Annotated in this window: 20 protein-coding genes and 1 tRNA gene; 3 read left to right on the top strand and 18 right to left on the bottom strand. The window is 50.8% G+C overall.

Features of this window, described 5'->3' with window-relative positions:
- Positions 1–57: 57 nt before the first annotated feature.
- From speD to ACFQ0N_RS18700, 12 genes are all read right to left on the bottom strand, one after another.
- On the bottom strand, positions 58–456 hold the full coding sequence (gene speD / locus ACFQ0N_RS18755) for an adenosylmethionine decarboxylase (RefSeq protein WP_379328908.1): 399 nt from the start codon (positions 454–456) through the stop codon (positions 58–60).
- Positions 457–1,130: 674 nt separating this feature from the next.
- Positions 1,131–1,721, bottom strand: coding sequence for a non-ribosomal peptide synthetase module (locus ACFQ0N_RS18750; protein ID WP_379328906.1), 591 nt, complete (start codon positions 1,719–1,721; stop codon positions 1,131–1,133).
- 206 nt (positions 1,722–1,927) lie between these two features.
- The gene (gene yihA, locus ACFQ0N_RS18745) at positions 1,928–2,530 is read right to left on the bottom strand and encodes a ribosome biogenesis GTP-binding protein YihA/YsxC (protein ID WP_379328904.1); all 603 of its coding nucleotides are present in this window, start codon (positions 2,528–2,530) and stop codon (positions 1,928–1,930) included.
- A 69-nt stretch (positions 2,531–2,599) separates the two neighbouring features.
- Positions 2,600–4,954, bottom strand: a complete 2,355-nt coding sequence (gene lon / locus ACFQ0N_RS18740) for an endopeptidase La (protein WP_379328902.1) — start codon at positions 4,952–4,954, stop codon at positions 2,600–2,602.
- A 108-nt stretch (positions 4,955–5,062) separates the two neighbouring features.
- Positions 5,063–6,769: an ATP-dependent protease LonB gene (gene lonB, locus ACFQ0N_RS18735; RefSeq protein WP_379328900.1), complete on the bottom strand. Its 1,707-nt coding sequence runs from the start codon at positions 6,767–6,769 to the stop codon at positions 5,063–5,065.
- Between the two features lie 121 nt (positions 6,770–6,890).
- Positions 6,891–8,009 carry a flavodoxin-dependent (E)-4-hydroxy-3-methylbut-2-enyl-diphosphate synthase gene (gene ispG, locus ACFQ0N_RS18730; RefSeq protein ID WP_379328898.1) on the bottom strand — a complete coding sequence of 373 codons (1,119 nt, stop codon included), beginning with the start codon at positions 8,007–8,009 and terminating at the stop codon, positions 6,891–6,893.
- A 94-nt stretch (positions 8,010–8,103) separates the two neighbouring features.
- The gene (gene clpX, locus ACFQ0N_RS18725; RefSeq protein ID WP_379328896.1) at positions 8,104–9,360 is read right to left on the bottom strand and encodes an ATP-dependent protease ATP-binding subunit ClpX; all 1,257 of its coding nucleotides are present in this window, start codon (positions 9,358–9,360) and stop codon (positions 8,104–8,106) included.
- Positions 9,361–9,384: 24 nt separating this feature from the next.
- Complete coding sequence (clpP, locus tag ACFQ0N_RS18720) at positions 9,385–9,966, bottom strand: ATP-dependent Clp endopeptidase proteolytic subunit ClpP (RefSeq protein ID WP_379328894.1); 582 nt, start codon at positions 9,964–9,966, stop codon at positions 9,385–9,387.
- A gap of 313 nt (positions 9,967–10,279) precedes the next feature.
- The gene (gene tig, locus ACFQ0N_RS18715; RefSeq protein ID WP_379328892.1) at positions 10,280–11,581 is read right to left on the bottom strand and encodes a trigger factor; all 1,302 of its coding nucleotides are present in this window, start codon (positions 11,579–11,581) and stop codon (positions 10,280–10,282) included.
- 91 nt (positions 11,582–11,672) lie between these two features.
- On the bottom strand, positions 11,673–12,635 hold the full coding sequence (locus tag ACFQ0N_RS18710) for a hypothetical protein (protein ID WP_379328890.1): 963 nt from the start codon (positions 12,633–12,635) through the stop codon (positions 11,673–11,675).
- Between the two features lie 278 nt (positions 12,636–12,913).
- On the bottom strand, positions 12,914–13,798 hold the full coding sequence (locus ACFQ0N_RS18705; protein WP_379328888.1) for a TetR/AcrR family transcriptional regulator: 885 nt from the start codon (positions 13,796–13,798) through the stop codon (positions 12,914–12,916).
- 18 nt (positions 13,799–13,816) lie between these two features.
- Positions 13,817–17,038, bottom strand: coding sequence for an efflux RND transporter permease subunit (locus ACFQ0N_RS18700; protein WP_379328886.1), 3,222 nt, complete (start codon positions 17,036–17,038; stop codon positions 13,817–13,819).
- A gap of 171 nt (positions 17,039–17,209) precedes the next feature.
- Here ACFQ0N_RS18700 and ACFQ0N_RS18695 point away from each other — a divergent pair.
- Together ACFQ0N_RS18695 and ACFQ0N_RS18690 are read left to right on the top strand one after the other, a co-directional pair.
- Positions 17,210–17,286: transfer RNA gene (locus tag ACFQ0N_RS18695), tRNA-Arg, on the top strand.
- Between the two features lie 846 nt (positions 17,287–18,132).
- Positions 18,133–19,041: an SDR family oxidoreductase gene (locus tag ACFQ0N_RS18690; protein ID WP_379328884.1), complete on the top strand. Its 909-nt coding sequence runs from the start codon at positions 18,133–18,135 to the stop codon at positions 19,039–19,041.
- Positions 19,042–19,187: 146 nt separating this feature from the next.
- Here the strand turns inward: ACFQ0N_RS18690 and ACFQ0N_RS18685 are convergent, their stop codons facing one another.
- The 3 genes from ACFQ0N_RS18685 to ACFQ0N_RS18675 form a co-directional block, all read right to left on the bottom strand.
- Entirely contained in the window at positions 19,188–19,829 is a 642-nt protein-coding gene (locus tag ACFQ0N_RS18685) for an XTP/dITP diphosphatase (protein ID WP_379328882.1), read from the bottom strand.
- Positions 19,826–20,572, bottom strand: coding sequence for a ribonuclease PH (gene rph / locus ACFQ0N_RS18680; protein ID WP_379328880.1), 747 nt, complete (start codon positions 20,570–20,572; stop codon positions 19,826–19,828). Before rph ends, ACFQ0N_RS18685 begins: the two co-directional genes overlap by 4 nt.
- Before the next feature lie 206 nt (positions 20,573–20,778).
- A complete protein-coding gene (locus ACFQ0N_RS18675) occupies positions 20,779–21,852 on the bottom strand; it encodes a GerMN domain-containing protein (RefSeq protein ID WP_379328877.1) in 1,074 nt (357 codons plus the stop codon).
- A 148-nt stretch (positions 21,853–22,000) separates the two neighbouring features.
- Here ACFQ0N_RS18675 and ACFQ0N_RS18670 point away from each other — a divergent pair, with 148 nt between their 5' ends.
- Positions 22,001–22,540, top strand: coding sequence for a phosphatidylglycerophosphatase A family protein (locus ACFQ0N_RS18670; protein ID WP_379328875.1), 540 nt, complete (start codon positions 22,001–22,003; stop codon positions 22,538–22,540).
- Positions 22,541–22,626: 86 nt separating this feature from the next.
- On the opposite strand, the gene hemG is transcribed toward ACFQ0N_RS18670, so the two are convergent.
- From hemG to hemE, 3 genes are read right to left on the bottom strand one after another with little or no spacing between them, the layout of a single operon-like run.
- The gene (gene hemG, locus ACFQ0N_RS18665; RefSeq protein WP_379328873.1) at positions 22,627–24,066 is read right to left on the bottom strand and encodes a protoporphyrinogen oxidase; all 1,440 of its coding nucleotides are present in this window, start codon (positions 24,064–24,066) and stop codon (positions 22,627–22,629) included.
- Positions 24,067–24,071: 5 nt separating this feature from the next.
- Complete coding sequence (gene hemH / locus ACFQ0N_RS18660; protein WP_379328871.1) at positions 24,072–25,001, bottom strand: ferrochelatase; 930 nt, start codon at positions 24,999–25,001, stop codon at positions 24,072–24,074.
- Positions 24,994–26,070 carry a uroporphyrinogen decarboxylase gene (hemE, locus tag ACFQ0N_RS18655; protein ID WP_379328869.1) on the bottom strand — a complete coding sequence of 359 codons (1,077 nt, stop codon included), beginning with the start codon at positions 26,068–26,070 and terminating at the stop codon, positions 24,994–24,996. Before hemE ends, hemH begins: the two co-directional genes overlap by 8 nt.
- Positions 26,071–26,261: the final 191 nt, after the last annotated feature.

Genomic DNA, 26,261 nt, shown 5'->3' with positions numbered 1-26,261 from the left:
ATTTTTGAAAATAGAAACGGCCATGGAGTTATCCATGGCCTGTTGTTTACAATCATTTTATACAAATTGCGGTTGTTTCATTTCCGGCTCAACGACCTGCAATTCACCCATGCCGCGAACAAGCTTCTTAGCATGCGTTGTTTTTGGCTTCAGCACAGAGATCATATAATCGATCGCAAGCTGGGGATCCACTGTTTCGCCGCAAGTATAGCAATCAAGCGCAGCAAAACCTCTTTCAGGGTAAGTGTGGATCGAGAGATGACTTTCAGACAGCAGTACGAGCACAGTGGCTCCTTGTGGCTCAAATTGCTTAGCCTGCACAGAGAGTACGGTAGCACCGCATGCTTCAGCAGCTTCTACCATTTGGGCTTGCAAAAACTCCGCACTGTTGATCAAGTCAAAATCAACACCCCATGCATCAACAGCTACGTGTCTTCCGAAAGTTGAGTATTCCATCTTCCGGTTCCCCCTTCCTAGGAATAAAATGTTTGAAAAATTTCATCCGCTAGGACCTACGTCATTCACTGCCCGAGGGAATAATCTCTCGCAACATTACTATGTCCTGAGTGAATCCTGGTTCCTATTTTTCATTTCAACGAGAATAAAAATAACATCTATTGCGAAGAAAAGCAACCCTTTTTGCAAAATGTTTTTAAAAATTAAAAGCTGCTGTACCCTTCACTCAATAAAAGTATGTTTAGACGCTTCACATGGTGAGCCCAAATGTCTAAACGACCGAAAGTTTTTATTGGTCTTGATAGTGCGCGCCGTGAGAGCAGCATGGGTAAGGATGGGCGAAGCGGACCGGAGCGACCTGAGCGGATCGAAGCGACCCGAGCATACCGTGGATCCGGGCCGGATTCGTCTAATGGAAGCTGCAGACGTTATTTCGCCAATTCTCTTCCTTTTTGAAATCTAACGGATCTGAGCGATCTTAATGGGACGTTTTGGGGCGAAATCGTGCTACTGATCACCAAATAGCGGCACACAGTTCCGTTAAAATTTTAAATCAGTCGAATTTCCGAAAATAGCGGCCGTGATATCCGTTAGATTAGGCCACACCAAATTCCATACGACAAAAAAGCCGCTTGTAAGCGGCTTCGCGATATATGACCTCCATATAGAAGCAATTATGCTTCTAAAATAAAGAGCTGATGCGTATGCTCCCTCAGCCGTTCGTCAATTAGAGCAATCTGCTCTATCTCCGAGCATTGCAATCGCAAATCAAGCAATTCATCGATTCCCTTTTGCAGCATTGTAATCGAACGCTCAATTTCCCGGCTATTGAATTGCATTTCTAATTGGCCGAGCGTATTTTTGTACTCAAAAACAATCTTTGTCTCACCTTTAGATTGCTCGACAATTTTGCGAACGTTGCCTTGTACATAATGATAAGTCATTGTATAGTTCGGATAAATGCGGTTAACTATCGCATCCCCATGAAATGCCGATACGGCTTTGCGCATCGCATTCGTTAGCTTGGGATGCTTCAAGCGGCAGGACAGCACGCATACATACCGATCCTGTTGACGCTCAAAACTTAAGCGGACTTCTTCCCGCCCTGCGTCGTCCTCGAGAACCATTTCGTGATTGCCGTTATCAAGCACCCGCACTTGCTGTTTTACATGCTGGTCTTCAAAAAACCGGACAAATCCCGCCATCTCATCAGCCGTTAATTGCAGAGAAGCTTTAACATATTCTGTGGCTATCCGCTGAGCCATAAAAATCTCCTCAATTCTTTGACTTGCGCGAACGCCGCTAGCGGCGGCCGACAAACCCGTTTCTGTTGCTTACGTATATTATACTTGATTAGAACGATTTATTCCTGCCTGCCGCCCTTTATTTTTCCGCATATTTCTGAATATTCACCGATTATTTACGATGAGTCACCTTTTTTTAGCGATATCCTCGCTATTCGAGCGAATGTTTACACACTTTCTTCCTTGTCCGAACTTTCCGCCATTATAACTTCCCACAATTGCTCCCGCCCAAGCCCTGTCTCTGACGAGAATAATATAACCTTCTCCTCGCGGCCAGCCCCCAGCGATTCCTTGATCATCTTCAAATGCTTGTCCCACTTGCTGCGAGGCAGCTTGTCCGCCTTCGTGACAACGATGCTCATCGGGATTTGAAAATGCTTCAGCCAATCGTACATTAAGCAATCATCCTTAGACGGCTCGTGACGGGCATCGATCACCAAAAGAACGAGCTTGAGCTCATTGCGGCTGCGCAAATAGTTTTCGATCATTTCTCCCCAAGCCTGCCGCTGCGTCTTGGACACTTTGGCATAGCCGTAGCCTGGAAAATCGACCAAATAAAGCGCCTGATTGACGCGATAATAATTCAGCTGCTGCGTCTTGCCCGGCTGCGAGCTTGTGCGGGCAAGCGCCTTGCGCGTAAGCAGCTTATTAATCAAAGAGGATTTGCCAACATTGGAACGGCCGGCAAGCGCAACTTCCGGCAAGCCGTCCTCCGGGTATTGATGCGGCTTCACCGCACTTATAACAAACTCCGCTTCTGTAATTTTCATCTCCGCTTAAACCTGCTTTCCTCCAAAAACTGTGCTGCCGCTGGCCATAAGGCTAGCGGCAGCAGCTAGTCAATGCTGTGTTTGCGGCGCTCTTGCCGGTTCGGCAACAAGAGCGTGACGCAGCACCTCATCCATATGCCCGACAGGCACGAACTCCATATCGCCGCGTATGCTGTCAGGCACATCGCGCAAGTCGCGTTCATTGTCCTTGGGCAGCAGCACCTTGCGGATGCCGGCACGATGGGCGGCGAGCGATTTTTCCTTCAGGCCGCCGATCGGCAGCACACGGCCGCGCAGTGTAATTTCTCCGGTCATCGCCACTTCCTTGGAAACAAGTCTTCCGGTTAAGGCCGAGACGAGCGCAGTCGCCATTGTGATGCCTGCGGAAGGCCCATCCTTCGGAATAGCCCCTTCAGGAATATGGATGTGGATATCATTTTTTTCATGAAAATCGGCGCCAATGCCCAGCTCTTTTGCTCTGGATCTAATATAGCTGAATGCAGCCTGCGCCGATTCCTTCATCACGTCCCCAAGCTTTCCTGTCAGCGTCAGCTTGCCACTGCCCGGAAGCACGGTTACCTCAATAACAAGTGTATCTCCGCCAACCTCCGTCCAAGCGAGGCCTGTAACAGCTCCCACTTGATCGTCAGCCTCCGCCATTCCGTAACGGAACTTCGGCATGCCGAGCCAGTCCTTGACCTTGGCAGGATCGATCTCAATAGCGACGGTTTCCGGATCAGAGACAACAGCCTTCGCCGCCTTGCGGCAAAGTGCCGCCACTTGCTGTTCCAAATTGCGAACGCCCGCTTCCCGCGTATACTCACGAATGACCAGCATAAGAGCTTCCTCAGACAGTAATAGCTGCTCCGGCTTCAGTCCATGCTCGCGTATTTGCTTCGGCAGCAAATAACGTTCGGCGATTTGCTGCTTCTCGAGCTCCGTATAGCCCGGAATATGAAGCACTTCCATCCGGTCGAGAAGCGGACGCGGAATGCTGTGCAACGAATTGGCTGTGGTAATAAACATCACATTTGATAAGTCGAACGGCAATTCGATAAAATGATCGCTGAACGTGTTATTCTGCTCCGGATCCAAAACTTCGAGCAGCGCGGCTGCCGGATCACCGCGGAAATCCATCGCCATTTTATCAATTTCATCCAGCAAAAAGACCGGATTTGCCGTTCCGGCCGTCTTCATTCCTTGAATGATCCGGCCAGGCATCGCTCCTACATAAGTGCGGCGGTGACCGCGAATTTCCGCCTCGTCACGCACGCCGCCAAGCGAGATGCGCACAAATTGTCTGCCAAGCGATTTCGCTATCGATCTCGCCATCGAGGTTTTGCCTACCCCCGGAGGCCCTACAAGACAAAGGATGGGCCCTTTCATCTTTTTGACCAGCTTCTGGACGGCCAAATACTCAAGCACCCGTTCCTTCGGCTTTTCCAGGCCGTAGTGATCGGCATTTAATATTTCCTCCGCCTTGATAATATCAAGGTCATCCTCTGTCATTTTGCTCCACGGCAGCAAAAGCAGCCAATCGATATAATTCCGTATAACGCCGCCCTCCGCGGAAGTGGAAGGCATTTTTTCCAGGCGATCGATTTCCTTTTCGACCTTTTCTTGTACCCGCTCCGGCAAATTCGCTTCAGCCATCTGCGTGCGAAGCTCTTCAACTTCGCCGGCGCGGCCTTCCTTTTCACCGAGCTCTTTTTGAATGGCCTTCATCTGTTCGCGCAAGTAGTATTCCTTTTGCGTCTTTTCCATCTGCTTTTTGACGCGCTGGCTAATTTTGCGCTCCAGCTCGAGCACTTCGCGTTCATTATTCAAAATATCGAGCAGCTTTTCCAGCCGCTGGCGGACATCGATCGTCTCTAGTATATCCTGCTTATCTTTAATCTTCAGGGATAAATGACTAGTGATGACGTCTGCAAGCCGTCCCGGCTCATCGATATCTGATACCGCCGCATGCGTCTCGGGCGTAACCTTCTTGGAGAGATTAATATAATGCTCAAACTGATTGAGCACTGTGCGCATAAGCGCATCGATCTCCGGATCGGTCGATTCCTCTTCAGGCAGCTCTTTGACCGTTACCTCGTAATATTCATCTGTCGGCAGGTAGTTCACCACCTCTGCCCGGATGACCCCCTCAACAAGTACGCGAATCGTTCCATTAGGCAGCTTGAGCATCTGCCTCACGCGGGCAATCGTACCAACGCGATAAATATCTTCTTGTGTCGGCTCTTCGATATTGACCTCCGACTGTGAACAAAGCAAAATCATATGATCGTCAATCATCGCGCGGTCGAGCGCACGAACTGATTTCTCCCTGCCCACATCAAGGTGGAGCACCATGCTGGGATATACAAGAAGCCCCCTTAGCGGCAGCAAGGGCAGCCGACGACCTTTCCATTTCGCAGGTCCCATACCAGCACCTCCATAATCGCTGAAGCTTTCCGTTCCTTATTGAAGCAGTAAAACAAGCTGAACACGGAAAGCTCGCTGATGCATCTTATAACGTTCTTAACCATTTTATCACTCTACGGAATCTGCCTGCAAATAGGGCAGTGACGTTGCGGCAAATACATCCGCTGAAGCAGCCGGCTGTACCGGGACGACAGGCTCGTTTGATGCTGTAAAGAGCAGGCGGAATACTTCATCGATATGATCGGCCGGCACAATTTGCAAGCCGTGCAGGTCGGCAAAAATTGCTTGCCAGTTTTCTCTTGGAATGATGACGCAAGTCGCTCCGGCCTGGAAGGCAGCTTCGACTTTGGCGAGGACACCGCCGACAGGCTTGACATTGCCGTGAATTCCGAGCTCGCCAGTCATCGCCACCTTGTTATCGACCGCTTCTCCTCTTATTGCCGAAGCAATCGCGGTTGCCATCGCAATGCCGGCTGACGGGCCGTCAATTGGCGTCCCTCCGGGAAAGTTAATATGCAAATCAAAGCTATCCGTCGGATACCCGCTTCTGCGGAGCACGGTCAGCACATTTTCGACAGATCCCTTTGCCATACTTTTGCGCCGTAAAGTGCGGCCTCCACCGCCAAGCTCCTCTTCATCAACAACACCTGTAATCGTATAACTGCCTTTGCCGGCAGCAACAGGGATCGCGCTCACTTCAATCTCAAGCAATGTCCCCATATTCGGCCCATAGACCGCGAGCCCATTTACGAACCCGATTTGCGGCGCTGACGGCACCTTGCGGTCTGGCCGCGGCGGGATTTGGCTGCTGTTAACGACCCACTCCACATCGGCCGCTGTCAAGGAATCACGCTTCTCAGACAATGCAAGCCCGGCAGCTAACTGCATAATATTGACCGCTTCGCGGCCATTCGTCGCATATCGCTTCACCACATCAATCGCTTCCGGGCAAGGCGGCAAGCCCAGCTTTTTTAATGCATTGGTAGCGATCTGTGCAATTTCGTCGGCGAGCAGAGGACGGAAATAGATCTCCATGCAGCGCGATCGCAGTGCCGGCGGCAGATCCTGCGGCGAACGGGTAGTCGCGCCGACCAAACGAAAATCAGCCGGCAGCCCATTTTGAAATATATCGTGAATATATGCCGGGATATTCGAATCCTCAGAGCTGTAGTAGGCGCTCTCCAAAAATACTTTGCGATCCTCCAGCACCTTCAATAATTTATTCATCTGCACGGGATGCAATTCACCGATCTCATCAATAAACAGCATTCCGCCGTGAGCCTTCGTCACAGCTCCCGGCTTAGGCTGCGGAATTCCCGCTACGCCCATCGCTCCAGCGCCTTGATAGATCGGGTCATGCACCGAGCCGATCAGCGGGTCGGCAATTCCCCGCTCATCGAAGCGCGCAGTAGTCGCATCTATTTCTGTAAACTTCGCTTCCGGGCGGAACGGAGAGGAGGCGCTTTTTTTGGCTTCCTCGAGCACAACGCGCGCTGCTGCAGTTTTCCCTACTCCTGGGGGACCGTAAATAATGACATGCTGAGGGTTCGCGCTGCAAAGCGCCGCTTTAAGCGCTCTTAACCCGTCCTTTTGCCCGATAATATCTCCCATCATCTGCGGCCGCGTCTTCTCTGCAAGCGGCTTCGTCAAAGAAATCGAGCGAAGCTTCCGCAGCTTTTCCATCTCTTTTTTCGATTCGCGATCCACTGCCGTCCGGTTTGTCTTCTGATTGCGCAGCAGGTTCCAAAAATACAGACCGATCACAATCGCAAAAAACACCTGAATCACCATCAGAATCATACTTAAATTACTCATGTCTATCGACTCCTCTCAAAACAAAAACATCCGGCATTACCGGGACTCATACTTCTCAGTATTGCCCCCAGCCGGATGGAATAACCGTTTTGAGATACGCAAAGTTGCGTGCCGACAAACTTTATTTTGTCGCGGAAGACTGATGAGCCTTGCGTCCCGGGATTTCTCCAGTAGCCTCATAAACACGCACAATCTCATCGATTTCTTTTTTCAGCTCGTTCAGCAGCTCCGCTTCTGGAACTTTACGGATCATTTCGCCGTAGCGGAATAACAAGCCTTCGCCGCGCGCTCCCGCAATACCGATATCCGCTTCGCGCGCCTCGCCCGGACCATTGACCGCGCATCCAAGCACCGAAACCTTGATCGGAACCTTGACATTGCTAATATACTCTTCTACTTCGTTAGCAATCGAGAACAAGTCGATATCCAGACGGCCGCATGTCGGGCATGACACGAGTGTCGCTGCATTGGAAATTAGTCCGAAGCATTTCAGCAGCTCGCGCGCCACCTTCACCTCTTCTACAGGATCGGCGCTTAGACTAATACGCAGCGTATTGCCCAGTCCCATCGCCAGCAGCGCACCGATGCCAGCGGAGCTCTTGATTGTACCGCTATGCAGCGTTCCCGCCTCTGTAATTCCCAAATGAAGCGGGTAGCGGATTTTCTCGGCTGCCAGCCGGTAAGCCTCGATTGCCATAGGCACATCAGAAGCCTTGAGCGAAACAATGATGTTATGAAAATCCAGTTCCTCCAAAATACCGATATGGAACAAAGCGCTCTCTACCATAGCTTCAGGCGTCGGATAGCCATATTTCTCCAAGAGATGATTTTCCAGCGAGCCGGCATTGACGCCGATCCGAATCGGAATCCCCTTCTCCTTGCACGCTTTGACGACAGCCTCTACCTTTTCGCGACGGCCGATGTTGCCGGGATTGATACGTACTTTATCAATTCCGTTTTCGATTGCAGCCAGTGCCAGCCGGTAGTCAAAGTGGATATCGGCAACAAGCGGAATATGGATGCGCTTCTTGATTTCCTTGATCGCTTCCGCAGCCTCTTTGTTATTTACAGTGACTCTGACGATTTGGCATCCGGCTTCCTCCAGCCGCAAAATCTCGGCTACGGTCGCTTCTACATCTGCCGTCTTCGTAGTGCACATGCTTTGAATAATAACTTCATCGTTTCCGCCTACAGTCAAATCTCCCACTTTAACCGGTACTGTATCTTTACGTAAGTACATCTGTAACCTCTCCCATGAACGTCAAAGTCCACCGCTGCCAAAGCGTAATTTGGCCGCTTGTGGCAGTGGTGGATCGCTGACGGTATATAGTGGATCAGGCGCTTTCTTCTTTCTTTTTGCCCTTTTTCGTCGACAATTCAGGCATTACTTTCTCCTGTACGACTTGCTCTGTAATGACGCAATTAACTACGTCTTCACGTGACGGCACTTCGTACATGACGTCCAGCATCATGCCCTCAATAATCGCCCGCAAACCGCGCGCACCTGTATTACGCTTGATCGCTTCTTTGGCAATCGCCTCTAAAGCAGCTGGTTCAAAGTCCAGTTGAACATTGTCCATTTCAAGCAGCTTTTGGTACTGCTTCACCAGTGCATTTTTTGGCTCGGCCAAAATGCGCACCAATGCCTGCTCATCAAGCGGCTCCAACGTTGAAATAATCGGCAGACGGCCGACAAACTCAGGAATCAAGCCAAATTTGAGCAAGTCCTCCGGCAGCACCAGCGACAAATATTCGCCTGGCTTCAGATCCTTTTGACCTTCAGCCGCCGCATTGAAGCCAATGACCTTCTTGCCGATCCGCCGTTTGATCAATTGCTCCAGACCATCGAATGCTCCACCGCAAATGAACAGAATATTCGTAGTATCGATCTGGATAAATTCCTGGTGCGGATGCTTGCGCCCGCCTTGCGGCGGAACGGAAGCTACTGTACCTTCCAAAATTTTGAGCAGCGCCTGCTGCACACCCTCACCGGATACATCGCGGGTAATGGATGGATTTTCCGATTTGCGCGCTACTTTATCGATTTCGTCGATATAAATAATGCCGCGCTCCGCTTTTTCTACATCATAGTCAGCAGCTTGAATCAGCTTCAGCAAGATGTTCTCGACATCTTCACCGACATAACCAGCTTCGGTCAATGATGTAGCGTCAGCAATCGCAAACGGAACATTCAAAATTTTCGCCATCGTCTGTGCAAGCAATGTTTTACCGGACCCTGTAGGGCCTACCAGCAAAATATTACTTTTTTGCAGCTCGACATCTTCGATTTTGTTTTGCGAATTGATTCGCTTGTAGTGATTGTATACCGCTACGGAGAGCGATTTTTTCGCCTGCTCCTGCCCGATTACATAAGAATCGAGAATGGAGCGGATTTCTTTCGGCTTCGGAATGTCCTTCAGATCAAGCTCTTCCTCATGCCCGAGCTCTTCCTCTACGATTTCAGTACACAGCTCGATGCATTCATCACATATATATACGCCTGGACCGGCGACAAGTTTGCGAACCTGATCTTGCGATTTTCCGCAAAAGGAGCATTTCAGCTGTCCTTTTTCATCGTTGAATTTAAACACGGGATCACCCCTTATCTCATTTATTTAAATCGAGGTAACAACCTTATCGATCAGCCCATATTGCAAAGCTTCCTCAGCGCTCATGAAATAGTCGCGATCCGTATCGCGATCAATCTTGTCATAAGGCTGGCCTGTACGCTCTACATAAATATTGTTGAGCTTTTCCTTCGTCTTCAAAATCCAGTCGGCATGGATTTTAATATCCGACGCTTGGCCTCTTACGCCGCCGAGCGGCTGATGAATCATCACTTCACTGTTCGGAAGCGCCAAGCGCTTGCCTTTGGCACCGGCAGTAAGCAGCAGCGAACCCATGCTCGCAGCAAGTCCGACGCAAATCGTCGATACATCTGGCTTAATAAATTGCATCGTATCGTAAATCCCCAAACCTGCGGTTACTGAACCGCCTGGTGAATTGATATACAGGTGGATATCTTTTTCCGGGTCATCCGCGGCCAAGAAGAGCAATTGCGCGATAACCGAATTGGCTACATCGTCGTCGATCGCACTTCCAAGAAAAATAATCCGATCCTTCAGCAAGCGGGAGTAGATGTCGTAAGAACGTTCTCCTCGATTCGTTTGTTCAACGACTATTGGTACCAGATTCATGCGACCAACCTCCTTAATGTAAATTCAATTTGCATTTCTAAGTTATTTTATCATGTTCGGAGATCAATGTCATTTTTCTCCCGAACACATATGTATCACGGCCGTTCAGACCGTGCGCCGATACCAAATAATACAGTATACGGCTGAAGTATAGCGATATGTATGGAGCCATGCCCCAAACTGCAAAAAAAGGCTATCGTATATGTATGGAACGTCTGGCTTACCCTGTAAAACAGGAGTTGAAAGCAGGCACGCCTAGACGTGCCTGCCGTTATAGAACGAGCCGCCCCTGGGACGGCTTCGATCTTCTGCCTTACGCTACTTCGGTAGCGACCTTGCTATTATCAAGCAGGAACTTGATCGTCTTGCGGATGATCAGATCTGCTTTCAGATTTTCGATGTTGCCGTTGCGAATGAAGACATCGCGCAGCTCTTCGGCAGAACGCTTGTACATTTCCGCCATTTTCTCAATTTCTGCATCCACTTCTTCATCGGTTGCTAGGATGTTTTCATCCTTGGAGATTTGCTCCAGAACAAGATTGTTGCGCACGCGCTTGCCAGCGTCCTCGGTCATTTGAGCGCGAAGCGCAGCTTCGTCTTGACCGGAGAACTGGAAGTACAGCTCAAGGCTCATGCCTTGCTGACGCAGGCGGTTCTCGAAATCGCGAACCATGTAGTCCACTTCTGCACTGATCATCGCTTCAGGAATATCGATTTCCGCAGTTTCAGCAGCTTTTTCCACTACTGCTACTTCACGCTCCTGCTGAACATCCTGATCCTTGCGCACTTTCAGCTTCTCAGCGAGATCCGCCTTGAACTCCTCAAGCGTATCGAATTCACTTACGTCTTTGGCAAATTCATCGTCAAGCTCAGGCAGGCTTTTACGTTTGATTTCGTGCAGCTTCACTTTGAATACTACCGGTTTGCCGGCAAGCTCTTCAGCGTGATAGTTCTCAGGGAAAGATACTTCTACATCCTTGAAGTCGCCTGTAGCCATGCCTACGATTTGATCTTCAAATCCCGGGATGAACTGGCCCGAACCGATCTCAAGCGTGTGGCGCTCTGCCTTGCCGCCTTCGAATGGCTCGCCGTCAAGATAACCGTCAAAATCGATAACGGTAATGTCGCCTTGCTCTACCGCACCTTCGTCGATTACGACAAGCTCAGCATGACGCTGCTGCAGACGTTCAAGCTCTGCTGCAACCTCTTCGTCGCTAACGGATACTTCAGAAGATGGCACTTCAAGGCCTTTGTAATCGCCAAGCTTCACTTCAGGCTTAACCGTTACTTTCGCTTTGAACTTGAACGATTGGCCTTTTGCAAATTGCTCGATTTCGATGTCAGGGCGGTCAACGGGCTCTACGCCAGTCTCCTGCAAAGCACCGGCATAAGCTTCCGGGAGCAAAATATCGATTGCATCCTGGTAGAGGCTTTCCACGCCGAAACGCTTTTCGAACATTGCCCGCGGCACTTTGCCTTTACGGAAGCCAGGCACATTCACCTTGTTTACAATTTTTTTGAACGCCTTATCCAAGGCCCCCGCAACTTGTCCCTCTTCGATTTCAACATCGATCGAGACAAGGTTCTTGTCTATTTTTTCCCATGTTGCTTTCATGTTATGCTTTCCCCTCCAAATAAAATCACGCGACTTGCGCAAAAATTCACGATCATAAACCATTACATTATAATCAAGATTCAGGCGAATTTCAAGGCTCGTCCCTATTATCGCCGCCCTGGAACTGCACAACCTGCCTTAAGGCGCGGCACGCCTGCTCATATCGGAATCTCAGCTGGTCGGTAATCCCGTAGATTTCGCGGATTTCATCATCATCCGATCTGCCGTAAAGCGACAATTCCAATGTTTGATGCAGAGCGCCCGAGAAACAATCCGCCGTCGCGTCATCGTCTTTAATGATCAGATTATAAACCGTCGTTCCATACAAACATTGCAGGCATTCCTTCCAAAGCTCCCGCGCAAAATGCGGCATTGTCGAGTCGATCACTTCTGTCGCCGCTTCTACTCTTTCCGCCACTTTGACGACTGCAGGCGGAAAATCGTCCAGCGACAACGGCGTCTGTTCGATCTCCAACTCGACAGCTTCCCCAAGTCTGACGAGCGGGACCCGCCCGGTCACCCCCCGTTTCCGCAAGCATTGCAATGCTTTAAATTGAAGCGCCGGATGCAGCGGAGCGGTCGTAAGCCATTCGAGTATGGCCTCATCCACTTGCGGGTGGTCGACATGAACCGCGCGCTCAAGCGCCAATATTTGCTGATCGACGACAGGATGATGCTGCATAATATAGAGCAGCTGCTCGACATAGGCTTCGTCGTGCTCGGCGGAAGACAGCGTCTGCTGCCTGAGCTCTTCTTCATCCATTTCATCAGTATCTTGCGTTAATGTTACTCCCCCGCTCGCCGGACCGGTATTGTCATCGTCAGGAAATACCATCTCCAGCCAAGAGAGCAGATTTCCCCATTCCTCGTAATGCCGTTTATCCTCACCCTGACACTGCAGCAAAAATAACAACAGCTTCTTCGCTTCCCCGTACTGCTCGGCCTCCAGCATTCGAGTCAATTGAATCTGATATTGGTCAAGCATGCGGGGAAATAAATAAATATTGTCCTTGCGGTCGCCTTCCGGCGTTTTTGATATCGTAATCGGATTCACCGCCCTGTGCCTTGGTTGCAACGAAAGTTATGACTGAGAAGAAACGGCTGACGCCGTCCTTCGCGCGAGGCAAGTTTCTTCCCTTAGAAATATAAGCTAGGTATAAGGTGAAACTTATACTTTCTTATATTTTGAAATAGCCTATCCGCGCTGCGAATGTCGTGTACGATTATAGCATTGTCTATTATCGATTTCCAAGCAAAAGCTGTTAAGGAAGAGCAAAATAATTATAGAAAATAGCCCGCCGCGGCCAATAGCCGCTGGCGAGCTTTCATTCATTACAGCAATGTTTCAAGCAGTTCTTCAAGCTTGCTGACATGCTTTTTCAGATTCGGGGATTTCACCATTTTGATCAAGGCGACCATGCCCTTGATGACAACAGGCTGGGGCTCGGATTTTTCCAGCTCGGCAGCCAGCACATCGAGTGTCGATACGAGATCGGCAAGCTCATCTTCGGACAAGCCTGCATCGGGCAGCATGCCCCGCATTTGCTCGATTTCTGCCAGCACATCGGATTTGCCTATACCTGAAGGATGGGTCGCAGCGCCCCATTCCGCGAGCACCGCTTCGCCAATTAACGTTTCCCGGTCCGCAAGCAGTTCCTCCACAATCACATCCATGCGCGCTATGATAAAGTCGGCAAGCTGCGATGCCTCGAACACTTTATTTTCCGAGACAGTGAAGCCGAGATAGCCGTCGACCAGCGATTGAAAAATAATCGCCGCATCACAAGCATACGGTTTAATCGGTTCTCCATACACCCGCACCATCATTTCGTATGTGTTAAATAAGGAACGGCGGCGGGTATGGACGAGCAGCTCATGAATCTCATCGTTCACTTCAAAGCGCTCCTGCATAAGCAGCGAGATAAATGCTTTATGCTTATCGTATATGCTGTAGCTCAAAGCAATATTATCGCGCAACAATTGCTTCGGCGGCAAATCCGTGCGGCCATTGAGCTGCGCATACTCATCCATCACCGACTTGCAATGATGCTTCAAAATGGATATGAGCAGTTCTTCCTTCGACTTGAAATAAAAGTATAGCGAGCCTTTGGCAATGCCAAGCATGTCGGCTATATCCTGAATGGATGTCCCTCTATATCCCTTTTCCAAAAAAGCTTTCATCGCGGCTTGAATAATTTTCTGTTTTTTTCCAGACAAAACTGTCACCGCCCCGTGTTACTCTTCAACCTCTCTTTTTCTCCGGAACTTGACAAGAAATTCGTAAACAATCGGCACAATTAGCAATGTCAGCAAAGTCGAGCTGATCAAGCCGCCAATAACCGTTACGCCAAGCCCTTTAGAGATCAAGCCGCCGCTGCCGCCCTCAAAGCCAAGAACCAATGGCAGCAGTGCGCCTACAGTAGCCAGCGCCGTCATCAAAATCGGACGCAGGCGGGTTCCGGCCGCTTCCAGCAGCGCCTCCCGTGTGCTCATTCCTGTCTTTTCCATATTCAGAACGCGGTCAATCAGAACAATCGCATTTGTGACGACGATACCGATCAGCATCAACATGCCCATCATCGCTGTAGCGCTAATCGTCTCGCCGGCAATAAATAGACCGGCCAATGCGCCTATAATCGTAAACGGCAGGGAGAACAGAATCGCAAACGGTGTAATCGCGCCGCCAAAAGTAATGACAAGCAGCAGATATACAATCGCGACAGCCGCCGCCATCGCAAGTCCCAGCTGTGTAAACGTCTCGTTGATTTGCTCGGTTACACCGCCAAAATCAACCTTGACGGACGCCGGCTTTTCCAGCTTGTCCACTTTGGTCTGCAGATCCATCGATGCTTTGCCAACGTTTTTAACTTTGACGTTCGCCGAAACTTCGACATAAAGCTTGCCGTCCTTGCGTGTTACAGAGTTGGCGGATGTGCCCTTCTCAAACTTTACCACATCTTTGAGCGCCACTTCTGCGCCGAGCTGCGAAGCCAGCTTCTCATTTTCGATATCCTTCAGCGTCTTGAATTGCTTCTGCTCCTCTTCAATGTAGACATTGTAAGATTTGCCGCCTTCTTCAACCGTTGTCAGCACAGGGCGCTCACGCATCGGGCTAAGCTGCATCGCGATTTGTCCCGCTGTAAGCCCCAGGCTGCTCAGCTTCTTCTGATCAGCGACTAAAGTATACTGATCATATGTTTTGGATAACGAGGTATCGACTTTCTCGAACGAATCGTCCGCTTCCATCAATTCCTGAATTTTCGCTACGACAGGTTTAATTTCTTCAAAGCTGTCGCCATAGACGAGCAAGCTTACTTTGTTGCCGCCGAAGCCGCCGCCAAAGGCAAGCTCCCCCCATTTTCCATCTGTTTCAACTTTTTGCAATTCTTCTACAAGTTTCTCTTTTTCTGCAGCAAAATCCTTCGTATCGTTGCTGTATTGAATATAGAATAGGGCATTTTTACTGGAGCCAAAGCCCATCGGGTTTTTTCCGCCAACTGAATACTGCAGGTTTGTAACGCCCTCACGAGCCAAAATGAGCTTTTCGGCTTCAAGCGCTGTTGCCTCCACATCGCTCATAAGCTTGCCTGGACCTGGCGTATAAGTTACCATCGCATACTTTTCTTCTTGTTCCGGCAAGAAGCTGACCCCGATTAATGGCGTCAGGAAGCAGCTGCCAATCAAAATAAATACAGCCGCCAAAAATGTAATCAGCTTATGATTCAAAGACCATCTAAGCGCCTTGCGGTAAGCCTCTCCGAGCTTGCCCGGCTTCTCATCATGCGTATTCGTTGCTTTGAGACCTTTGCGAAACATAAGATGCGTCATCATCGGTACAATCGTAATGGCCACTAAGAGCGAAGCCAGCAAAGCAAATACCATCGTCAGCGCAAAAGGCATGAACATCTCGCCGATCGGCCCGCTGACAGTGCCAAGCGGCAAAAAGACAGCGATGGTTACCAAGGTAGACGACAGAATGGGGATGAACATCTCTTTGGTAGCTTCGGTAATCAAAGCTTTACCGCGCAGCTTCTCGGAACGCAGCGCCATCCGCCTGTAGTTATTCTCAATAACGACGATGGAATCGTCGACAACGCGGCCTATCGCTACAGTCATCGCGCCAAGCGTCATGATGTTAAGCGTAATATCCATTTGATTTAAAAGAAGAACTGCAATCAACAGCGACAACGGAATTGAGACAACTGAAATAATCGTCGTGCGGAAATTGCGTAAAAACAACAAAATGACAATTACAGCAAACAGTGCGCCAAACAGCGCCTTGTCAAACATCGTACTAACCGACTCTTCAATCGGCTTGCCCTGGTCAAGCATAATAACGGTAGATACGCCTGCATTTTCTTTCTCGAATTTTTCGGCTTCCGCTTTTACGCCATTCACTACATCAACGGTATTGGCAGTCGATGCTTTCGTTACATTAATGCCAATCGATAATTCGCCGTTAGTTCTGGAAACCGACTCAGCCTTGTCTACCAGCTGCACATCGGCTATTTCCGACAGCTTCACTGTAGGCAGCCCGGCAGCCATCGCTGCCTTCGCCGCGTCGGCAGATTGTTGCGCCGCTGCATTCGCTCCGCCTTGACCGGCTGCCGGCGGTGCCGCTGCATTCGCCCCGCCCTGTCCAGCCGCCGGCGGTGCTGCGCCATCTGCCGGCGCCCCTCCAGGCCCTGGCATTGCCGCACCTGGCGCTGCTGTCGGGATCACCGGAATCGTTACATCGCGCAGTTGCTCCAATGTAGTTACATTGCCGTCAACGACAATCGTTTTTTCCTCATGATCCAGCTCGAACAATCCAAGCGGAGCTTTTATCGCCGAGGCTTGAATGATTCCTTTCACCATATCTTCGGACAGCCCCATGGCGGCCATTTTTTCTTTATTAAACTTTAAGACAACCTCTTTTATATTTTGACCCGATATCGCAACCGAGCCTACCCCGTCAATCCCTTCCAGCGCAGGCTGAAAGCTGCTCTCGACGAGCCTTGTCACTTCCTCGAGCGTCATGTCCTTGCCGGAGACGCTGAGCGAAACAACCGGGAAATCATTTAAACTGATTTTCATGATTTGCGGGTTCGTAACGCTGGCAGGCCTTTCGAATCCGTCGACAGCTTCCCGCAGCTCGCTTTCTGCCTCCTTCATATCTTTACGATAACCATATTCGACCATAATCGTAGAGACATTCTCACTGGAGGTCGATCTGAGCGAACTGACTCCATTCAAGTTTTGAATTCGCTGTTCAAGCGGCTTCGTTACCTGTTCGGCCACTTCTTCCGGCGCTGCGCCAGGATAAATCGTATTCACGGTCAGCATCGGAACATTAATGTTCGGTATCGTTTCCTGCTTCATGTTCAGTCCCGCATACATGCCGCCGGCCACAACAATAATTGTCATAATCCAGATGGCAAATTTGTTGTTCTGCGAGAACCTGATGATTCCTCTCATTGCTTCCACTCCCATCAACAGTATGTCTAATCTGCTTGTCCTTTGTGCGACTCTAGTTTACTACACTTTTGACCGCCGTTCAAATCGAACTAAAACGAACGGTCAGTCATAAAAATATTTATTTTTCCTCTTGCATTGTTATATTTTCTCATGCTATACTAATTCTCGCATGTCCCAGTAGCTCAGCAGGATAGAGCAACGGCCTTCTAAGCCGTCGGTCGGGGGTTCGAATCCCTCCTGGGACGCCATTAGGTTCAAACAAGTGACTTTTCATAAAAAAAAGCAAAAGCGCCAAACCCTTGATTTTACTGGGTTTAGCGCTTTTTTTTGTTGCCTTTCATTCAATGTGAGAATACGGTTAGAAACGATATGTTTTGAATTTTTTTTACACATTATCTATACACAAACTTGAGACGTCCAAAGAGACAAATGTGCATTAGCGATCCATTCGGAACTACGATACGCCAAACGGTCTAATCAGCCTCGACGCTCTCCTTCAACCGTCCGGCAAACGGAAAACACGCGCAAATGTTGCGTTTGAAGCTCATATAGCGGCATTGATTGACCGATTTCCCCACATTAATCGATTATTATTGTCATCGATAAGACTTGTCCCGCTTCAGTTTATGGCCCCGCGTAAGAAGCAACGGCTGGCTGACGCCGTCCATAGCACGCTGCAAGTTTCTTCCCTTGGAAATATAAGCTGTGTATAAGGTGAAACTTATACTTTTACAAAAAACGCCGTCTCAACAAGCAGCGATACGCTACTTGCGAAACAGCGCTTTTCGAGAGCGGCCCGTACTCCCTGCTTACTTAGGCCTTGTAGCCAGATCGACGATCATTACAATGAGTACGAGTAATTGAATGAGCAGCGCAGCTGTCATATCCAATCCCTCCAAACCAGTTGTAATACTCCTTCGATCTGGTCTCTCCTCTCTCATTGTCAAAATCATCTTACGTTTCCCACTATATTTGTATGTGCCGATTCCCGCTTCAATGACTGTTTTTTGGAACGCTCCTACAAAAGGAATCATGATCAATGTGTAAAACTGGCTTCATTGAGAAATAGTACTTCTGTGAAAGGAGTTGCTTCCATGACAAAACAAAACCAACAGCAAAAAGCGGTGCCCCAACCGCCAAACGGGCCACAGCGGCCTACATCGTTCCCGGCTCAGAAGCAGGAACGTCAACCGGGCCTGGAAACCGCTATGAACCCTAAACCGCAATTCATCTCCCCCGTTTACTTGCCTGCTGGCAAGCTGAAGGGAAAAGTCGCAATTATAACCGGCGGAGACAGCGGAATTGGACGGGCTATTGCGATTACCTTCGCTAAAGAGGGAGCCGATGTAGCGATTATCTACTTGAATGAGCATGAGGATGCCAAGGAAACCGAGCGGATGGTAACTGAAGAGGGCGTCCGCTGCCTTCTCTTTGCCGGCGATATTGGCGATCCTGCCTTTTGCCAGAAGTGTGTGGCCGATACGATTGCCAAGTGGAGCAAGCTGGACATCCTTGTCAATAACGCCGCTGAGCAGCATCCGCAGGATAAGCTGGAGCAAATTACGCCGCAACAGCTGGAGCGAACCTTTAAAACCAATGTATTCGGTATGTTCTTCCTGACACAAGCGGCTATGCCGCATCTGCAAACGGGCGCCTCAATCATTAATACGGCTTCCATCACCGCTTACCGCGGCAGCCCGACCTTGCTTGATTACTCTGCCACCAAAGGTGCTATCGTCTCCTTTACGCGCGCTTTGTCTGCCAATGTGAACAGTCAGGGAATCCGGGTTAACGCAGTTGCGCCCGGACCGGTATGGACACCGCTTATTCCGTCCACCTTCGATGCTCAGGCGGTCACTACCTTCGGCTCTGACACTCCGCTGGGCCGCTGCGGCCAGCCGGAAGAAATGGCACCGGCTTACGTTTATTTAGCCAGCAGCGATTCCTCTTACATGAGCGGGCAGGTGCTGCATATTAACGGCGGCGAAATCGTAAACGGCTAGCACTAGCAAGCCGTCCTAGCGGTCCGTGTCGCCGCTGCAAGAAGAACCGCTTGACGCCGTCCTCGGCGCCAAGCAAGTTTCTTCCTTATTTATTACCGAAAAGGCTGTCTTCCGATTATGAATGCATAATCAAAAGACAGCCTTTTCTATTTCAACTGCGCTAACAGCTTCTCAAGTGCGCGGCCCCGATGGCTGATCGCCTGCTTCTCCGCCGCGGTCATCTCCGCCATCGTCCTGCCATGTTCGGGCAGCCAGAACAACGGATCGTAGCCAAATCCTCCCTCGCCTCTCGGCCGGTCAATAATGGCGCCTGAGACGAAGCCTTCAGCCTCTTTAAAAGACGCATCCCCTGGGTTATAGAGCGCCAGCACGCAGACAAAGCGAGCTGCGCTCATCAAGCGCGAACCGTCGTCAAGCCTGTCCAATTCTGCCAGGTTCGCTTCATCCATTCTCCACTCCAGCTCTGACAGAAGCTTGGCATTGTTGCGCGCATCATTCGTATCCTCGCCCGAATAACGCGCCGAATAAACGCCAGGCTCGCCATTTAGCCGCTCCACCTCAAGTCCGGAGTCGTCCGCCAGCACCGGCATCTTCAGCGCCTCTGCCAATGTGCGGGCCTTTTTGCGGGCATTCGCAGAAAAGGTGTCGCCATCTTCAACAATATCTGGCAGCTCAGGGTAATCGAACATGCTGACAACCCGAATGCCGAGCTGGGCGAATGCATGGTTGAATTCACGCACCTTGCCGGCATTTTTCGTCGCTACAACAATTGTCTCGCCAAGCTTCATAGCTGCACCTCGCCAATACGGGCGCCAAATTCGCCGAGCGCTTCACGCTGTTTTGCTACAAGCTGCCCGATGCCGTTTTCGGCCGACTCCAGCAGCGCATTAAGCTCCTGGCGGGAAAACGGCGCTTCCTCCCCTGTACCTTGCACTTCGACAAACTGGCCATTCCCGGTCATCACAACATTCATATCAACCTTGGCGGAAGAATCCTCTTCATAGTTCAAATCAAGCAACGAATTGCCGTCAATGACCCCTACACTTACAGATGCCAGATAATCCGTAATCGGATATTTGGCAAACTTGACTGTACGGTCAAGCTTATGTATCGCTAACGCCAGAGCAATAAAAGCACCGGTAATCGACGTTGTTCTCGTGCCGCCATCCGCTTGAATGACATCGCAGTCAAGCGTAATCGTCCGTTCGCCCAGTGCCTGCAAATCTACAACGGAACGCAGCGCCCGGCCGATTAACCGCTGGATCTCCATCGTTCTGCCCGTCAGCTTGCCCTTCGACGATTCCCGTATATTACGTGTTTGTGTTGCACGTGGAAGCATGGAATATTCCGCAGTAATCCAGCCTTTGCCCTGGCCTTTCATAAATGGCGGCACCCGTTCTTCGACAGATGCTGTAATCAGCACCTTCGTATCGCCAAACTCTATTTGTACAGAACCTTCCGCATATTTATTCGGGTTCAACGCAATTGTTACCGGCCGCAGCTCATTCCATTGCCGTCCGTCAGTTCTCATTAGTTCATGTCCTCCGTATTCTATTCACAAATGCATTACGACCAACTTTGTGCTTCAGTCTCCCCCATTTTACCAAAATAAAACGGGGAAAGCATTAGATTAGCAAGTTTTCATCATCGCAAAAAAAGCCAGTTTCAGGAATTTTGCATTTTTCCCGAAATCCGGCTCTAAAGAGGCTGTTCGTCTTGGCGGCAGCCCCTCGTCCGTTACAACTTCAGGGCATTTATGCGCTCTGGGCGGCCAACAGGCTTGCTGTAAGATTGATTATTAGTATCGATCAGATCGGTTTTGCCGTTTATGACAATTTGCACTTTGCCAAGCCCTGTATTATCAATTAAGGAAAGCACAACCGCCTGCATCATTTCCGCCGGTGTCTGCTGCCCCTCCTGATAAGCCGCATCCTCCAGCTCAACTGTAACAATATCGTCCTTTTTCGAGATCTTTTTTACAGTCACGTCCGACGTAATAACCGGATGCAGCTGTTTGCTTAGATCAAGCGGTCCGGCAATCAGTTCCTCCATTGCGGACACAGCCTTATTGTTTGTCCGGTTGATCAGGCGGGTAACCGGCACATAATAGGATTCATCATGATCCGTGACAGCCGAGAAATATAGCGTTACCGGTGTCGATTGGCTATAATCGACGCCTTCAGCGGCTTCCAGGTTAATGCCGACTGCGCGAGTGAGCGGCACCTCCAACGGGAAACCATCGACTGGCATTTCATTCAGCTTTTCGCCCTCCAGCCGGAGCTCCACCTTCTGAATGCCCTCAATTCCGGTTAATGTCCATGTGACCGCCTCAATGATCCGGCGCTCGTCCGCTACATTATAGTCGCTGAAGGGCTGAGTAAAGTCTACGATTGCGAGCTTTTGCTCCGGATCGACTGTAAAGCCCCGCACTTCAGTCCCCTGCGGCAGCAAGGCTGAAAAGCCTTCTGGCAGATCGCCAGACTGCGGACTGCCGTCTATCATCATTTCTAATGCCTTCTGCCCCAACTGCTTTGGATCGCCTTCTCCGGCCGCAACCGTAACGGGAGCGAGCATGCCGTTGTGATCCTCCAGGTAGAGCGTCATTTGCGCTTGCTGACCTTGCTCGTCGATTGCCCCGGATACCGTTTCATCCGCGGCCAAGCTGTTCAGCGCGCTGTTTTGCGAGCTGTTTTGCGGCGGATCAATTTCCTTGCTTCCCCCTTGCGAGAACAATCCACATCCTGTTGTCAAAATGGGCAGCGCCAACACTCCGGCAAGCGCAGCACGACGAATCAGGCGATATTGCGTCATCTCAAATTTCCTCCCTTTTTCATAAGGAATGCTTTATGGCTTGGCCAGCATTTGGTACAAGTCCACTTTTGTAGTACTATGTATACGAGCCCATTGCCGCAATTAGACCAGTTTTGTCCCACAAAACAAGACAAGAGGTGACCTGCAGATGTCAAAATCCAAGTATTACAGTCTAGATAGCCGCAAAGTGGCCGAAGCAACCTGGGAATGGCTGGCCAAACGCGGTGTTACCCGATCACAAATCGCCGAGCTGGTTCACTTTTTGCAAAAGGATTATTTCGACAACTTAACGTTGGAAGAATGTGAGGGTCATATAGATGCCGTGCTCGGCAAGCGAGAAGTGCAAAACGCTGTGCTCACCGGCATTCAGCTTGATATTTTGGCCGAGGAGGGCAAGCTGCTGCCTCCGTTGCAGGAAATGATCGAAAACGACGAGGGCTTATACGGATGCGATGAGGTGCTGGCCCTATCGATCGTCAACGTATATGGCAGTATCGGTTTCACTAATTTTGGCTATGTCGATAAGCTTAAGCCTGGCATACTAAAGCGTTTGAATGACAAAACGAGTGCCGATTGCAATACTTTCCTTGATGATATTGTCGGCGCGATCGCCGCTTCTGCCAGCAGCCGGATGGCCCATCGCAAGCAAGCCGAACTGGAAGGAAGAGATGACGCCTCGCTTGATTAGAGCCTGGCCGGATACATTCCCCTGCTGCCAAAACGCAAGCGAGGCGCCTGCTGCCCGCAGACGCCTCGCTTGCTATTTCCAGATCCCTATTGCCACAATTGCGACAAATACTGTGCCGCCTCACGTCCTTGCCGGATACAGTCCGGCAAGCCTACGCCATCGAATGCTGCCCCTGTCACCCATACGCCAGGCAGCCGCTCGGCCATCTGGCTGCGCAGGGCGGCAATATTGTCCAGATGCCCGACCGGATATTGCGGCATGGAGCGGTGCAGACGCGTAATTTCCGTAAACAGCGGCTCGGCTGTAATATTCATAATATTACGTATATCGCGCCTGACCACCTCTGCAAGCTTATCATCGGGCAAATCGACGATCTCCTCATCGCCGGAACGTCCGACATAGCAGCGGAGCAGCACCTTATCATCAGGACTGGTGTGCAGCCATTTTGTCGAAGTCCACGTACAAGCCGTAATCGACGTACCTTCGGAACGGGGGATGACAAAGCCCGAACCATCGAACCTTTGGCCGAAAGTCGCTTTATCGAACGCCATGACGACATTGGCCACCGATACGTATCGCACAGCCTGCAAGGCTGAGACATCCGCATGCGGCTGCAGCAGCTCGGCTGCATGAAAGGCCGGTGCCGTAATGACGATCTGATCAGCGCTGACAGTCTCCCCGTCGCCAAGCGCCACCTCGTAGCTTCCATCGCTTTGCGGATTAATCGCCACTGCTTTTACCCCGAGCTTGCGCCCCACAGCCGCAAGCGCCCGATCCAGCGCATCTACCATGACAGCAAGGCCGCCCGAAAAGGTCAAAAATGCGGTGCGCGCCGATGGCGGCAGCTTATCGGCATCGGCGGCAATCGCCGGCGCCTTGCCTCTATTAAGCCGCATCCCTTGAATGAGACTGCCATGCTTCCGTTCAGCCATGCCGAATTGCGGAAATGTAGCCTGCAGACTCAGCTTGCGCAGATCGCCCGCATAAATGCCGGCCAGCAGCGGCTCCGCAATGCGCTCCATCACTTCCGGTCCCAATCGCCGGCTCAAAAAATCGCCCAGCGACTCATCGCTCTCCTCTTTCCTCGGCCGCATGACCAGATCAAGCAAAGCCCGGCACTTCGCCCTGGTTGACAGCATCTCCGTCTTCATAAACGGCTCGAGCTCGGTCGGAATTCCCAGCACAAGTCCGGCCGGCATCGCATGCAGCTTGCCTTGATGCAGAATATAGGTTTTTTTAGCCTCAGGATTCGTACCGACCAGCTGCTGTTCAATTCCGAGATCAAAGGCAAGATCGATGATCGGCTTTTTGCGGGCTAAGAAAGAGTCAGGACCGCGCTCGATTACAAAGCCATCCCGATGCAGTGTATTGATTTTGCCGCCGATGCGGTCAGCGGGATCGACGATCGTCATTTCCAACTTCCGCCCTGCCGCCTCTGCTTGCCGCAGCAAATAAAAAGCGGAGCTCAGTCCGCTGATCCCGCCGCCAATCACGACAATTCGATCAGTCTGTCCGTTTCTCCGCATAATCGTCATCTCCATTCATCTTTCGCCGCTGCTGAGTCCGCCAACGTCTCCATATAAAGCGGATCAGTGTTCAGCATTTCAATTCGTTCCAACTGCATGCCCAGCTCGCGCGCAGCAGCCTTCGCTTCAATATCAATGTCGTAAAGCACTTCAAGGTGATCGGACACAAAGCCGATCGGAGCGGACAACACCTGCTTGATGCCGGCAGCAGCTTCCTCCTGCAGCGTATCCAAAATATCCGGGCCCAGCCACGGCTCATGCGTGCGCCCCGCGCTCTGCCATGTAAAGCCCCAGCTCTCAATGCCGGCTCTTGACGCAACCGCTTTGGCAGTCGCGAGCAGCTGCCCTTCATAAGGATCATTCATTTCGCGAATGCGGACAGGCAGGCTGTGCGCGCTGAACAGCACCTTCAGCGGCTGGCTGAGGTCAAATTTTTCCCGGGCAGCCATAACGCGCGCCGTCAAAGCGTCAAGCAGCTTCGGATGAAGGTGATAGCTTTCGACAAAAGCCATCTCTATCTGCAGCTCGTCCGCCTTTTCTTGCGCCCGCTTGTTGTAGCCGCCGATACTCATCACAGAATAGTGAGGTGCGAGAACGATTCCTATGCCGCGCTTAATTCCGTCGGCCGCCATTGCCGCAACCCCGTCCTCGATATATGGACGGGCATGCTTGAGCCCTTGATAGCATACATACCGGCCTGGCGCAATCGCCTCAAGCGCCGCCTGCAGGCCGGCTACCTGCTTATTCGTATTTTCCCTTAACGGGAAGACGCCGCCAACTACCGCTTCGTAACGCTCCGTCAACTCGGCAAGCTGTTCCGGCGAGGGAGCGCGTCCGCGGCGTATATGGGTATAGTATTCTTCGATCCCTTCCATGCTTTCCGGCGTGCCGTAGGACATAACCAGTACGCCGATTCGCTCGTTTGCTTTAGACATGATGGTTCAGCTCCCTTTGCCCCGCTCCGGCCGCGAGTTTGTCGGATGAATATTGATGGATATAGGCTGTCAGCTCCCGCAATTTCTCCAAAGACGCTTCCGGAAACAAACCGTGTCCAAGGTTGAAAATAAAGCCCGGCTCGGCGATGCCCTCATCGATAATATCGCGGGCATAGGCTTGGATGATGTCCATCGGCGCCGTCAAGACATAGGGGTCAAGATTGCCTTGCACAGCAAATGCGCGATTCAAGCGCCGCCGCCCTTCTGCTATCGAAACGCGCCAGTCCAGGCCGACCACATCGGCCTGCAGCTTGCCAAGCGTCGGCAGCAGCTCGCCCGATGCAACACCGGGAAAATAAATTTTCGGTTGTTTAAGATCCGAGAGCTCGGCAAAAATCCGCTCGATCGTCGGCAGGACAAAACGTTTGAAATCTGCGGGCGAAAGCGAGCCTACCCAGCTGTCAAACAGCTGGAACGCTTTGCCGCCGGCCGCCATATGCGCACGCAAGTAAGTGATAATCATATCGCCCAGCTTGTCCATCAGCTGCTGCCAAAGCTTGGGATCGCTGTACATAAGCGATTTGGTGCGAATATATGACTTGGTCGGGCGTCCTTCGATCAAATAGCTGGCAATCGTAAATGGCGCTCCGGCAAAGGTAATTAACGGCACCGCAAGTTCGCGGTCCAAAATGCGGATCGTCTCGATCACATGAGACAGATCTCCTTCGACATCGATCGGCTTAAGCCGCTCAATATCCGCCGCCGACCGGATCGGATTGTCGATTACAGGCCCGATATTCGGTACAATATCGAAATCAATACCGATCGAGGCTACCGGGTTCATAATGTCTGAATACAAGATCGCAGCGTCGACACCGAGCTTTTTGACCGGCATCATCGTCACCTCAGCAGCCAACTCCGGCTGCTTGCAAATTTCGAGCAGCGAATATTTTTCTTTTATTTTTCGGTAGTCAGGGTCGTAGCGCCCCGCCTGCCGCATATACCAAACAGGCAGCCGGTCAACCTTTTCCTTGCGGCATGCCTTGATGAAACGGTCGTTGTAAACCATTGACTTTCCCCATTTCTATCATTTTCCCTTCGTTTCCATTATGCCCGTTTTCACAAAACGTAACAACCGCCATCGGTCGACTTTCGTTGACAAATAGATGACAAATGTTCTCAAGCAGCACCGCTCCTGCCGCGGCGCCATGCGTAAGAAATCCGCAACTATGTTATACTGGTACTATTAACCTGCCGGCA

Origin of the sequence: Paenibacillus sp. GCM10027626 (genome assembly GCF_042676285.1) — a bacterium.
In the GTDB taxonomy this organism is placed as follows: domain Bacteria; phylum Bacillota; class Bacilli; order Paenibacillales; family Paenibacillaceae; genus Paenibacillus_Z.
The sequence above is the reverse complement of the archived record's forward strand: the minus strand, read 5'-3'. Positions and strand labels throughout refer to the sequence as shown.

Coding starts and splice junctions, on each gene's coding strand:
- rph (WP_379328880.1), bottom strand. CDS start 20,572: ATGAGAACTGACGGACGGCAATGGAATGAGCTGCGGCCGGTAACAATT.
- hemE (WP_379328869.1), bottom strand. CDS start 26,070: ATGGTTTACAACGACCGTTTCATCAAGGCATGCCGCAAGGAAAAGGTT.
- ACFQ0N_RS18750 (WP_379328906.1), bottom strand. CDS start 1,721: ATGGCTCAGCGGATAGCCACAGAATATGTTAAAGCTTCTCTGCAATTA.
- tig (WP_379328892.1), bottom strand. CDS start 11,581: ATGAAAGCAACATGGGAAAAAATAGACAAGAACCTTGTCTCGATCGAT.
- hemG (WP_379328873.1), bottom strand. CDS start 24,066: ATGCGGAGAAACGGACAGACTGATCGAATTGTCGTGATTGGCGGCGGG.
- clpP (WP_379328894.1), bottom strand. CDS start 9,966: ATGAATCTGGTACCAATAGTCGTTGAACAAACGAATCGAGGAGAACGT.
- ispG (WP_379328898.1), bottom strand. CDS start 8,009: ATGTACTTACGTAAAGATACAGTACCGGTTAAAGTGGGAGATTTGACT.
- ACFQ0N_RS18700 (WP_379328886.1), bottom strand. CDS start 17,038: ATGAGAGGAATCATCAGGTTCTCGCAGAACAACAAATTTGCCATCTGG.
- hemH (WP_379328871.1), bottom strand. CDS start 25,001: ATGTCTAAAGCAAACGAGCGAATCGGCGTACTGGTTATGTCCTACGGC.
- ACFQ0N_RS18690 (WP_379328884.1), top strand. CDS start 18,133: ATGACAAAACAAAACCAACAGCAAAAAGCGGTGCCCCAACCGCCAAAC.
- ACFQ0N_RS18670 (WP_379328875.1), top strand. CDS start 22,001: ATGTCAAAATCCAAGTATTACAGTCTAGATAGCCGCAAAGTGGCCGAA.
- speD (WP_379328908.1), bottom strand. CDS start 456: ATGGAATACTCAACTTTCGGAAGACACGTAGCTGTTGATGCATGGGGT.
- yihA (WP_379328904.1), bottom strand. CDS start 2,530: ATGAAAATTACAGAAGCGGAGTTTGTTATAAGTGCGGTGAAGCCGCAT.
- lonB (WP_379328900.1), bottom strand. CDS start 6,769: ATGAGTAATTTAAGTATGATTCTGATGGTGATTCAGGTGTTTTTTGCG.
- ACFQ0N_RS18685 (WP_379328882.1), bottom strand. CDS start 19,829: ATGAAGCTTGGCGAGACAATTGTTGTAGCGACGAAAAATGCCGGCAAG.
- ACFQ0N_RS18675 (WP_379328877.1), bottom strand. CDS start 21,852: ATGACGCAATATCGCCTGATTCGTCGTGCTGCGCTTGCCGGAGTGTTG.
- lon (WP_379328902.1), bottom strand. CDS start 4,954: ATGGGACCTGCGAAATGGAAAGGTCGTCGGCTGCCCTTGCTGCCGCTA.